9 protein-coding genes and 1 tRNA gene are annotated in these 12,101 nt (G+C 60.5%); 5 read left to right on the plus strand and 5 right to left on the minus strand.

Annotation, left to right across the window (positions count from 1 at the left end; translation table 11 throughout):
- Positions 1–38 precede the first annotated feature (38 nt).
- Genes EM858_RS01730 through EM858_RS01740 form a run of 3 tightly spaced genes read left to right on the plus strand, consistent with a single transcriptional unit; the run spans position 39 to position 4,798 of the window.
- Positions 39–1,385: an MFS transporter gene (locus EM858_RS01730; protein ID WP_127755604.1), complete on the plus strand. Its 1,347-nt coding sequence runs from the start codon at positions 39–41 to the stop codon at positions 1,383–1,385.
- A gap of 13 nt (positions 1,386–1,398) precedes the next feature.
- Positions 1,399–4,026 carry an aconitate hydratase AcnA gene (acnA, locus tag EM858_RS01735; RefSeq protein ID WP_127755605.1) on the plus strand — a complete coding sequence of 876 codons (2,628 nt, stop codon included), beginning with the start codon at positions 1,399–1,401 and terminating at the stop codon, positions 4,024–4,026.
- A gap of 13 nt (positions 4,027–4,039) precedes the next feature.
- Entirely contained in the window at positions 4,040–4,798 is a 759-nt protein-coding gene (locus EM858_RS01740; protein ID WP_127755606.1) for a transporter substrate-binding domain-containing protein, read from the plus strand.
- A 48-nt stretch (positions 4,799–4,846) separates the two neighbouring features.
- Here EM858_RS01740 and EM858_RS27025 read toward each other — a convergent pair.
- A tRNA-OTHER gene (locus EM858_RS27025) sits at positions 4,847–4,943 on the minus strand.
- A 312-nt stretch (positions 4,944–5,255) separates the two neighbouring features.
- Positions 5,256–6,419 carry a M20 aminoacylase family protein gene (locus EM858_RS01745; RefSeq protein WP_127755607.1) on the minus strand — a complete coding sequence of 388 codons (1,164 nt, stop codon included), beginning with the start codon at positions 6,417–6,419 and terminating at the stop codon, positions 5,256–5,258.
- A 224-nt stretch (positions 6,420–6,643) separates the two neighbouring features.
- On the opposite strand from EM858_RS01745, the gene EM858_RS01750 reads away from it, so the two are divergent.
- Both EM858_RS01750 and EM858_RS01755 read left to right on the plus strand, forming a co-directional pair.
- Positions 6,644–7,699 carry a D-alanyl-D-alanine carboxypeptidase family protein gene (locus EM858_RS01750; protein ID WP_162686197.1) on the plus strand — a complete coding sequence of 352 codons (1,056 nt, stop codon included), beginning with the start codon at positions 6,644–6,646 and terminating at the stop codon, positions 7,697–7,699.
- Between the two features lie 192 nt (positions 7,700–7,891).
- Positions 7,892–9,028, plus strand: a complete 1,137-nt coding sequence (locus tag EM858_RS01755; protein WP_127755608.1) for a GTP-binding protein — start codon at positions 7,892–7,894, stop codon at positions 9,026–9,028.
- Positions 9,029–9,270: 242 nt separating this feature from the next.
- On the opposite strand, the gene EM858_RS01760 is transcribed toward EM858_RS01755, so the two are convergent.
- The 3 genes from EM858_RS01760 to EM858_RS01770 form a co-directional block, all read right to left on the minus strand.
- The gene (locus EM858_RS01760; protein ID WP_127755609.1) at positions 9,271–9,507 is read right to left on the minus strand and encodes a sulfurtransferase TusA family protein; all 237 of its coding nucleotides are present in this window, start codon (positions 9,505–9,507) and stop codon (positions 9,271–9,273) included.
- Positions 9,504–10,802 (minus strand): murein L,D-transpeptidase family protein, encoded by a 1,299-nt coding sequence (locus tag EM858_RS01765; RefSeq protein ID WP_127755610.1) that lies wholly within the window; start codon positions 10,800–10,802, stop codon positions 9,504–9,506. The genes EM858_RS01760 and EM858_RS01765 overlap by 4 nt, the downstream gene beginning before the upstream one ends.
- Before the next feature lie 295 nt (positions 10,803–11,097).
- The gene (locus EM858_RS01770) at positions 11,098–12,051 is read right to left on the minus strand and encodes an acetyl-CoA carboxylase carboxyltransferase subunit alpha (protein WP_003523282.1); all 954 of its coding nucleotides are present in this window, start codon (positions 12,049–12,051) and stop codon (positions 11,098–11,100) included.
- Positions 12,052–12,101: the final 50 nt, after the last annotated feature.

Here is a 12,101-nt window from a genome sequence, read left to right on the forward strand (position 1 = left end):
TGGGAGGCAAGCGACATAAATACCTTTGGGAGGGAGCCATGACGCTCACCGATACGAGCACGCTCGAGAAGACGACCACGCGTAAAGTCTTCTGGAGAATCGTGCCCTACTGTTTCATCCTCTATGTCATTTCCTATCTGGATCGCGCCAATCTCGGATACGCGGCCCTCGAGATGAACAAAGACCTTGCCCTTTCCGCCGAAGCTTTCGGCTTTGCGGGGGGAATCTTCTTCATCGGCTATTTCCTGTTCGAGGTTCCGAGCAACGTCGCGCTCCAGAAATACGGTTCGCGCATCTGGATTTCGCGTATTCTGCTCACCTGGGGTGCGGTTGCGGTCCTGACGGGCTTCGTTCAGGAGGCCTGGCAGCTCTATACACTCCGCTTCCTCCTCGGCGTCGCGGAAGCAGGCTTCTTCCCCGGTATCATCATCTATCTCACCTACTGGTTCCGCGCCAAGGAACAGGCAACGACGGTGGCTTTCTTCACCGCCGCCATCCCGGCTTCCTATCTGCTCGGCGCGCCGCTCAGCACCTGGATCATGGACAACGTGAACTGGTTCGGACATGCGGGCTGGCGCTGGATGCTGGTGCTCGAAGGGTTGCCCGCGATCCTGGCCGGCGTCTTCAACTACTTTTACATGACAGATCGCCCGGAGAAGGCGAAGTGGCTGACCGAGGACGAGCGCAACTGGCTGGTCGGCGAGCTTGCCCAAGACCATAACAAACGCAAGAACGTCCAGCATCTTGGGCTGTGGGCGGCGATCTCCAACCCGAAAGTGCTTTTCCTGTCAGCGATCTATTTCATCTATCAGGTCGGCAATCTCGGGATTGGTCTCTGGATGCCCCAGATCATCCAGAGCTTCGGCAAGTCGCTAACGCACACCCAGATCGGCCTCGTCGCCATGATTCCTTATGCGATCGCCACGATCGCGATGGTCCTGTGGTCCAGGAGTTCCGACCGCATGGGCGAACGACAAAAGCACAGTGCCGTACCGCTCCTGATCGGCGGATTCGCGCTGGCCGCTACAGGCCTGACACACGATCCCTATGTCGCGATTGGCCTGATCTCGGTGGCTCTCGCAGGCATCTATGCGTTCAAATCGCCGTTCTGGTCGTTGCCGGGCCTCTTCCTGTCACGTTCGACGGCGGCGGTGTCGATTGCGGCGATCAACTCGATCGGCAACCTCGGTGGATTCGTCGGACCCTACGCGATGGGTTGGGCTAAAACGGCGACAGGCAGCCCGCTCGGCGGCCTTTTGTTTCTGGCGGTGCTTCTCGTGATCTCGTTCTTCATGACATGGTTCATGCGCTTCCCGGCTCCCGACGCCGATGACAGTCCGACCGGACAGTTCCACGCCGGCCGCACGTCCTCCCGCAAAGCCTGAATGGAAAAACAGCATGCGCACCACATTCGACATCAACGGCGTCAGCCACGACATCATCGATCTTCCGGCCGAGGCTGGCGATTGTCTGGTGCGCATGCCTTATATCCATCGCATCCTGCTGGAGAACGTTCTCCGTACGGCAGGTGACGACGCCTTTAGTGCCAAGGACGCTATGCTCGCCTGGCTCGAAACGGGCCAGAGCGATGTCGAAATTCCCTTTCTGCCGAACCGGGTGCTGATGCACGACACGACATGCGGGCCCGCGCTCGTGGATATCGCTGGCATGCGCTCGGCGCTCGCCGAGGCAGGCGGCGATCCGGCCCTGCTCAACCCCGTCGTTCCCGTCGATGTCTCCACCGATCACTCGGTCGCCGTCGATGCTTTCGGGACTTCGGCGGCACTCGCACGCAACATGGAGCGAGAGTACGAGCGCAATGCCGAGCGCTATAGTTTCATGAAATGGGCGACAAACAGCCTTGCCGACTTCCGGGCGCATCCGCCGGGAACCGGGATCATGCATACGCTCAATCTCGAACGGCTTGCGACGGTCGCGACGTCGGTGCAGCGCGACGGCAGGCTGTGGGCCATGCCGGACACGCTGATCGGGACGGACAGTCATACGCCAATGATCAATGGCATTGGCGTGCTGGCCTGGGGTGTCGGCGGGCTGGAGGCGGAAAGCGTTTTCTTCGGCATGCCTGTCGCCCTCCGCGTTCCCGATGTTGTCGGCGTCCGGCTGACGGGCGCGCTGAGGGAGGGCGTTCTTGCGACCGATCTGGCGCTTGTCGTTACCCATCTGCTCCGCCAGATCGACTTGCAGGACAAATTCGTCGAGTTCTACGGCCCGGGCGTCTCGAACCTCACGGCGGGCGACCGTGCGGTCGTTGCTAACATGACGCCCGAGTTCGGGGCGAATAGCGGCTATTTCCCGATCGACCGCCAGTCGATCGATTACCTTCTCACCACCGGGCGCAGGTCGGTACACGCTGCTTTCGTTGAGGCCTATGCGAAACGGGTCGGCATCTGGTTCGATCCGAACGCCAGTCCGCGCTACACGTCCACCCTCGATCTTGACCTGTCCAGCGTCGAACCCAGCCTCGCAGGCCCCCGTCGCCCGCAGGACCGGATTGCAGTCAGCGAAACCCGTAGCGCAATCGCGGGAATGAAAAAGAACGGCGGCGCGCCTTCCGTCGAGGGCGAACCGAACGACGGTTCGGTCGCGATAGCGGCCATTACAAGCTGTACCAATACGTCCGATCCGCGCCTGTTGATCGCTGCCGGACTTCTGGCCCGCAAGGCGAAGGCCTACGGACTTCGCCCTCCGCACTGGGTCAAGACGTCCACCGCTCCCGGCTCGCCGACGGCGGAGCGTTATCTCGTGCGGGCAGGGCTTTTGTCCGATCTCGAATCCGTCGGCTTCGGTATCGTGGGTTACGGCTGTACGACATGTATCGGCAATTCCGGCCCGCTGACCGAGCCGGTCGCGGATGCGATGGCCAAACGTGGCATCCTTCCGGTCGCCGTGCTTTCGGGAAACCGAAACTTCCCCGGGCGCATCCATCCCCAGCTTGAGGCCGGGTTCCTCGCCTCGCCACCAATGGTCGTGGCCTTCGCGCTCGCCGGGACCGTCGAACTCGATATCATGAACGATCCGATCGGGGTTTCGCAGGACGGCACGCCGGTGACCCTCTCCATGCTGTGGCCGAGTGCTGCGGAGATCGACGAAGCCCTGGCTGCCGCATCGAAGATAGAGGACTTCGCGCCCGCCTACGATGCCGCCGAAGCGAGCAAGGCGTGGAAGGAGCTTCCGGCTCCAACGACGACGCTGTTTCCCTGGGACGAGACATCCACCTACATCCGCCGTCCGCCATTTGCGAGTTTCGGCAAGGGCACCAAGCTTGGAACCTATGAGGCGCATCCGATCCTCGTTGTTGGCGATGACATCACGACCGACCATATTTCACCGGCCGGCGCGATCCCCGCAAAGGGCGATGCCGGCCGCCATCTGATCGAACGCGGAGAGAATCCCTTCGACCTCAACGTCTTCTCGTCGCGGCGCGGCAACTGGGAAGTGATGATTCGTGGCCTGTTCACCAACAAAACGGTGCGCAATCTTCTCGGCCACGACATTCCCCCCGGTTCCACCATCCACGCCGGATCGGGTGATGTCCTGTCACTCTGGGACGCGGCGCAACGATACCAAACCGAGGGCAGGTCCGTGGTTGTGATGGCAGGCGAGCGTTATGGAATGGGTTCTTCTCGTGACTGGGCAGCCAAGGGCGTGGCGCTTCTCGGTGTCCGCGCCGTGCTCGCAGCCAGCTTTGAGCGCATTCATCGCTGGAACCTGATCGGCATGGGCGTGCTACCCCTACGGTTACCCCAAGGCGTCAAGCCCGCTGACCTCGGCATCTCGGCCGATGATGTCATCGTGATCGACGCCGATCCACAGACCATGACACCACGTTGCGATGTGACCGTAACAATACGGAAGGCCGATGGCACTTCGACGACCCTGGATGCCGCGGCGGCAATCGAAACCAGCGCGGAGGTCGGCATTCTTCGGGCAGGCGGCGTGCTGCCGCTCATCCTCAAGCAATTGCTGAACAGGCCGGGTCGGAAGGCATCCGGGCGGGACGCGTGATCGGAGACGCGAAATGACAGACATCGACATCGCCAAAGTGCGACGCGCAATTGCTCCCTCGGGAACGTTGCGGACGACGATAAACGTCGGGAATCCGATTCTCGCAAGCCGGAAAGACGTGCCGGGAGGCGTCGCAGGCGTTTCCGTCGATCTCGCCCGGACACTGGCCGAGCGTCTGGACGTAGCGCTCGAACTTGTCGTTCTGGAGTCAGCGGGTGAGGCAGTCACCGCCGTTGAGGAAGGCCGTGCCGATATCGGCTTTTTCGCTCGCGATCCCACACGCGCGCAGCTGATTGCGTTCACTGCCCCCTACGTGCTGATCGAAGGCTGTTATCTTGTCCGAGACGGCTCGCCGGTCTCCGAAATGAAAGATATTGATGTTGCGGGCCGTAGGGTGGTTGTGGGCAAGGGCAGCGCCTACGACCTGTATCTTACACGAGAACTTCGACACGCCACGATCGAGCGCGCCGCGACGTCCCCCACCGTCGTCCAGCATTTCCTGGAAACGTCAGCCGACGTCGCAGCGGGTGTTCGTCAGCAACTTCAGCAGGACGCGGACCGGTTCGGTGGACTGCGGCTTCTGGCCGGCCGCTTCATGGTGATCGAGCAGGCGATGGGAGTGGCACGGACGCATGGCCCGGTGGCGGAGAGCTATCTGACCGCGTTTGTGGAAAGCGCCAAAGCCGAAGGCCTGGTTACCGACTTCCTGAAAGCGAATGGCGTGGATGCGGTCTCGGTGGCTCCGCTGACAGTTGATGTCATATCATCCTGATCCGCATAAACGCGCCTTGCATTTTCGATAGCAAATAAAACAGGAAAATGGCGTCCACGAGAGGATTCGAACCTCCGACCCCAGGATTCATACCGCTTCGGCTTTCGCCGCCGTCCCGCCGTTTGCCGGCAAGACGTTCGTGGTCTGGACTGTCCCTTCACCATGGACCTTGCGGCCTTTAGGTGCTGCCCATCCAGTCTCTACACCTTCACCGGATTTCTCCGGAGCTTGGCTCGGGATTGGCATGCTGGAAGACCAGCGAAGCTTTCCCCGACTTTGAGCAGATCGATTGCGTCGTTTCCGGGCGCAACCCCCAATTTGTCTTAGGAATCCTGTGCTCTATCCTGCTGAGCTACGTGGACACTGAATTGCTCTTTAACCTGACGATGCCTGCGGATCAACCGCGTTCTTCATCGCGGTCGATCTCTTCCTCGGCTTTCTTCGCGTTGGCCGGCAATCAGCTCGTCAGGCGCTGTTCGGCCAGTTTCACCCAATAGGAAATGCCGTAAGCGATGGCCTCGTCGTTGAAATCATAGCCCGGATTGTGAAGCCCGGCCGAATCGCCGTTGCCGATGAAGATGAAGCAGCCCGGTCTTTCCTTCAGCATGAAAGAGAAATCCTCTCCCGCCATGGAAGGATCGACGTCGGGGTCGACATTCGGTTCGCCTGCCACATCGCGCGCCACACGGATGGCGTGGTCGGTCTCGGCGGCGTGGTTGAAGGTCACCGGGCAATAACGCTCATAGACGACTTCCGCTTCCGCGCCGTTGGCAAGGGCAATACCTTCCGCCATCTGCTTGATGCGATCCTGCGCCAGATCGCGCACCGTTTCATCGAGGCTGCGCACCGTGCCGGCGATCAATGCCTCGTTGGGGATGATGTTGTGGCTGGAACCGGCCTGAAAGCGGGTGACGGAGACGACCACCGAGCGGATGGGGTCGGCATTGCGTGAGGCGATCATCTGCAGATTGCCGACGATCTGCGCGCCGATGGTGATGGGATCGACGGTGCGGTGCGGCTGTGCCGCATGGCCGCCACGGCCCTTGACGGTGATGGAGAATTTGTCCGGTGCCGCCATGATGCCGCCCTTGCGAATGGCGAAGGCGCCGAGCGGAATTCCCGGCATGTTGTGCATGCCATAGACCTCGTTAATGCCGAAACGCTCCATCAGGCCGTCTTCGACCATGGCGAGCGCGCCGGCACCCCCTTCTTCCGCCGGCTGGAAGATGACGGCGATGGAGCCGGCGAAGTTGCGGGTCTCGGTGAGATATTTCGCTGCGCCGAGCAGCATGGCGGTGTGGCCGTCATGGCCGCAGGCATGCATGGCGCCCGCTGTTTTCGATGCCCAGGGCTTGCCGGTTTCCTCCAGAATGGGGAGAGCGTCCATATCCGCGCGAAAGCCGATGGTGCGATTGCCCGGAAGATTGCCCTTGATGATGCCGACCACACCCGTGCGGCCGAGACCGGTCACGATTTCGTCAACGCCGAAAGATTTCAGCTTCTCCGCAACGAAGGCCGCAGTGTTGTCGACATCATACAAAATCTCGGGATTTTCATGCAGGTGACGCCGCCATTCGCTGACTTCCTGCTGGAGTTCGGCGGCTCTGTTCAAAATCGGCATTCGTTCATTCCTGGGTTCATCGGTGCGGCGTGTCGTAAAATCCTATCCTCCGTGGTGGATAGTGCGCCGCATAATTGACGTAATCAATGTACTTTGCCATTGCTAGGACATATATGGTGAATATTGCCATTCCCCGACCGAAGACGGGAATTCGAGGACAAGCCTTGCCACAGACTTTTAAATCGCCAAACGCCGCCAGACGGCTCTCCGCAGCCGTTGCCATCATGACCGCAGGCCTCGTTGCCGCAGCGCCCGTGGCCAATGCCAATCCGAAAATGGTGGTCGATGTCAAAACCGGCAAGGTGATTTCCCATCAGGAAGCCTTCCGCAAGTGGTATCCCGCTTCGCTCACCAAGCTGATGACCGCCTATATCGCCTTTTCGCAGATGAAGGCCGGAAAGATCAGCCCGCAGACGGAAGTGGTGATGAGCAAGAAGGCCGCCGACCAGCCGGCCTCGAAAATGTATTTCAAGCCCGGCCAGAAGCTGACGATGGATAGCGCTTTGAAGCTGCTGCTCATCAAATCCGCCAATGACATCGCCGTGGCGATTGCCGAGACCATCGGCGGCACCAGCGACAATTTCGTGGCGCAGATGAATGCGCAGGCGCAGCGGCTGGGCATGAGTTCCACCCGTTACATCAACGCCAATGGCCTGCCCGGCAAGGGACAATATACGACCGCCCGGGATCTGGCGCTGCTGGCGCTGATCATCAAGCGCGAGTTTCCGGAATATGCCCATTATTTCTCGCTGGAAGGCGTCAGCACCGGCAAGAAGAACTACGCTAACTTTAACATGCTGGTCGGCCGTTTCGATGGCGCGGATGGCATGAAGACCGGCTTCATCTGTGCCTCCGGCTTCAACCAGGTGTCGTCGGCCGTGCGCAATGGCCGCTCTGTCATCACGGTCGTGCTGGGTGCTGACAGCCTTGCCGGACGCACCGATCAGTCGGCCGATCTGTTGCAGATGGGGCTGACGGCGCCCTCGGGGCAAGGCGTCTCGCTCGCCTCGCTGGCGCCCTATGGCGATACCGGCGATGTGAACGATGTCAGCGCCGAAATCTGCAACCCGAAGGCCGCCAAGGTGCGCAGCGAAAGCCGCGACGAGGCTGGCCGCATGGTCATCCATTCGCCTTATGTGCAGGAAATGACCCGCCCGCCGGAATATTCCTTCGCCGGTCTCATTCCGGGCAGTGAGACGGTGGCGGTGAATGCCGCCAAGGGAGCCGGCAAGGGCGAACTGGCGAACGTGCCGATCCCGATTCCGCGCCCGACATTCTGATGATCGGTGACAATCTCGAGGGGGAGCCTCGCGGTTGCAATGCGGTTTGTGTATTCGCAGGTCGACGATGTTATGATATTACAGTGTCGCTCGCGGCTTCCAGGCGCGGGCGATTTCTTTTAGCTCCATGCGGCTCCGGGTTTCGTATCGTCCAGTGACCTGCCGGAGCGGCCATCAACACACAGGCAAGTCATGTCTCGCGATCGCATCCCGGTTTCCATCATCACCGGATTTCTCGGCGCCGGAAAATCGACATTGCTCAACCGGCTCCTCAAGGATCCGGCGATGAGCGATGCGGCGATCATCATCAATGAATTCGGCGATGTCAGCATCGATCACATGCTCGTCGAAAGCGCGGGTGAGGGCATCATCGAGCTGGCGGAGGGCTGCCTCTGCTGCACGGTGCGCGGCGAGCTGGTGGATACGCTGGCGGAACTGATGGACGGCATCCAGACAGGCAAGCTGAAGCCGGTAAAACGGGTGGTGATCGAGACCACGGGCCTTGCCGATCCCGCCCCCGTCATGCAGTCGGTCATGGGCAACCCGGTCATCGCGCAGAATTTCGTGCTGAACGGCATGATTACGGTGGTGGATGCCGTGAACGGCCTTTCCACGCTCGACAATCATCAGGAGGCGGTGAAACAGGCCGCCGTGGCTGACCGTCTGGTGATGACCAAGCGCGCGCTTGCCGATGCCGCCACGATTTCCACGCTGACAGCCCGTCTACAAGCGCTCAATCCGCGTGCGGCCATCGAGGATGGCGACAAAACCGAGTGGAGCGCTGCGGGGCTTCTCGACAACGGCCTTTACGATGCCGGCAGCAAGAACGCCGATGTCGGCCGCTGGCTGGGCGAAGAGGCGGCGCACGATCATCACGATCACGACCATGGCCACCACCACCATCATGGCGATCACGACGACGACCACCATCATCACGATGTGAACCGGCACGATGCGTCTATCCGTTCCTTCTCGATCATTCACGATCAGCCGGTCAGCCCGATGGCGATCGACATGTTCGTAGATCTGCTGCGCTCGGCACATGGTGAAAAGCTCCTGCGCATGAAGGCCATCGTCAAGCTGTCGGACAATCCGGCCCGGCCGCTGGTGCTGCATGGGGTGCAGAATATTTTCCACACGCCGGAGCGCCTTGCAGCCTGGCCGGACCCGGCCGATCAGCGTACGCGCATGGTGCTGATTACGAAGGATTTGCCGGAGGCTTTCGTGCAGGACCTGTTCGCGGCCTTTACAAGCGCACCGGGCATCGACCGGCCGGACAGGCAGGCGATGACGGATAATCCGCTGGCGGTTTCGGGGTTGCGGTTTTAGGGCGTGTCGTGATGGTCTAGGTCGGCGGGTGTGGTTCACCCCCCTCTGTCCTGCCGGACATCTCCCCCTCAAGGGGGGAGATCGACAAGCGGCTTGCTTCGAACATCTTATCGATGCAGTAGCCCGAAGTGCAGAGCTTGTGAGAAAGCGAGCGGTCGCCACAACTGATCTCCCCCCTTGAGGGGGAGATGCCCGGCAGGGCAGAGGGGGGGTAAGCCCGGAGCGTCAGCGTTGAACGCCGGTTACCCGCCTTTCACAATGCGAAACCGATGCCCCTTATCCAGCGCAGTGGTTTCCACCAGCCTATGCCCATCCTCATTGCACATATGGGTAATATCGATCACCGCCAGCGGATCGGTCGTCTCGACGGTCAGAACATCTCCCGCCTTCAGGGTTGCGAGTTTCTTGCGGCTTCTCAAAACCGGAAGGGGGCATTTAAGCCCCCTCAAATCATAGACGATCTCGGCCGTGTCGCTCATTCCTTGGCCCAGAACTTCCAGAACGGCTTCTTTTCCGGCGCTTCCGGAGCAGGCGCTGCGGAATAGGCAAGCGGGTTCATGGCCGGAACCGGGATGCTCTGGGCGGCAGCTCCGGTCTGGCCGGCTGCTGCGGGGGTAGCCGAGGCAACCATCGTCGGTGCCGCGGGGGCCGGGTTCGATTGCGGTGCCGTGGCGGGCTGGACAGCCGAAGGACGCGGGCCGCGCAGGGAAGAGGCGGTTGCGGTCGTGGCTGGAGAGGAAGACGTCACCTGCTGCGCCTTCTTCTCCATCAGCGCGGCATATTCCGTTTCCTTCATCAGCTTGCCGGCCTTCAGCGCCGAGCCGGTCGGGGCATAGGCGGGCTCGCGGCCCTTGCGCTTTTCGGCGACCAGCGCCTTGCGCTCGGCTTCGCTCGGGTCGTACCAGGCCATGCCGTCATATTTCTTCATCGCCTTTTCATAGGCGAGATCGTAGGTCTTCTCGTAGCTCGAAAGCGCGCTGACGAGCGCCGGCGGTGTGCTCATGGCCGGGCATTGGGCAGACGCGTTGAAGCTGCCGCCTTCCGTCTGCTGGTTGAAGACATATTTCTTCTCGCAGACATTCACTTCCGGCGGGCGCTTGGTCACTTCGAAATTGTCGTACCCGACCTTCAGCATCTTCCAGAATTCGAGATGTTCGCTCTGGCGATGGCGGGCCATGTTTTCCGCCGTCATGCGGAAGGGGAAGGCCTGCAACTGCACGGTCTTCTGGCCGCCCTTGAAGGCGTCACGGGCAAAACCGTAGATTTCAAGAATCTGCGCATCCGTCATCGAATAACAGCCGGAGGACGAGCAGGCGCCATGGATCATCAGATTGGTGCCGTTGCGGCCATTGGCGGCATCGTAACGGTTCGGGAAGCCGGTATTGATGGCGAGATAATATTTCGAGTTCGGATTGAGATGCGCCGGTGTCAGGTTGTAGAAACCTTCCGGCGCCTGCCGGTCGCCTTCCTTCACCTTCGGGCCGAGTTTGCCGGACCATGCGCAAATCTCGTAGCCGGCGATCTTCTCGAAACGGTTGTCGCGCCTGGCTTTCCAGATTTCCAAGGCACCTTCTTCCTTGAAGATGCGGATCATGATCGGCGAAGTGCGGTCCATGCCCCTTTTGTCGATCTCGGCCAGAATGGACGGAGACAGCGGGTAATCGACCTTGTTCTTGACGTGGGAAACGTCGCGTTCAACGGTTTCGAGCGTATCGTTACAGCCGGCAAGAACGAGCGCGGTGCAGGCAAGAAGTGCAAAATGTGTCAAACGCATGATCTGATCCGAAAGACGATGGCACGAAGCGGCGGCAGTTCTACACCGTCCCGTGTGTATTTTAAATACGGTATTAACCGTTTACATCTTCTTAACTCAAATCGGATCCGCCCCCACGGCCGCCGATACATCTGTTGATGTGACCGGACTATGGCCGAGTTGGGGCGATATTCAAGGAAAATAAGGCCGGAGCCAGATTGTTTCGGCTTTTCTTCGAACCGCCAAAACAATCTGACTCCTTCTTTTGACGCATTTTCCGGACGTAAAACCGCTGCGCACTTTTACTGGAAATGCTCTAGAGGTTCCGGCCGATATCCAGGAATTTCTGGCGGCGTTCGGCGCGCAGCTGTGTGCCGGAACGCTGGGAAAGATCGGCCAGAGCCTTGGCGATCACATCGCCCGTCGCGTTGATCACGGTCTCCGGAGCGCGATGCGCCCCGCCGATCGGCTCGGGAATGATTCCGTCGATGACGCCGAGCGCCTTCAGATCTTCCGAGGTGATCTTCATGTTGGTTGCGGCTTCCTTGGCGCGGGTCGAATCGCGCCAGAGAATGGAGGCGGCGCCTTCCGGCGAGATCACCGAATAGATCGCATGTTCGAGCATATAGACGCGGTTGCCGGTGGCGATCGCGATTGCGCCGCCTGAGCCGCCTTCGCCGATGACGACGGAGACGATCGGCACCTTCACGTTGAGGCACATTTCCGTCGAGCGGGCGATGGCTTCGGCCTGGCCGCGCTCTTCCGCGCCGACGCCGGGATAGGCGCCTGCCGTATCGATGAGGGTGATCACCGGCAGCGAGAAACGGTCGGCCAGTTCCAGCACGCGGATCGCCTTGCGATAACCTTCCGGCCGAGGGCTGCCGAAATTATGCTTCAGGCGGCTTTTGGTGTCGTTGCCCTTTTCCTGGCCGATGATGGCGACGGGCTGACCGTTGAAGCGGCCGAGGCCTGCCTGAATGGCGGCGTCTTCGGCAAACTTGCGGTCGCCGGCCAGCGGCGTGAAATCGGTAAACAGCGCCTTGGCGTAATCGACGAAATGCGGACGCTGCGGATGGCGCGCGACCTGCGTTTTCTGCCAGGCGTTGAGCTTGGAATAGATGTCCTGCATCGCGTCGTTGACGCGCGATTCCAGACGGTTGATCTCCTCCGAGGTGTCTATGCTCTCGTCTTCATCGGCAAGCTTCTTCAGCTCGATGATCTTGCCCTCAAGGTCCGAGATAGGTTTTTCGAAGTCGAGATAATTGTGCATGAGATCCGTTTCCGATCGTTTTGCGCAAGGTTTGACCGGATTATCCGGCG

Origin of the sequence: Agrobacterium sp. CNPSo 2736 (genome assembly GCF_004005385.1) — a bacterium.
In the GTDB taxonomy this organism is placed as follows: Bacteria; Pseudomonadota; Alphaproteobacteria; order Rhizobiales; family Rhizobiaceae; genus Agrobacterium; species Agrobacterium leguminum.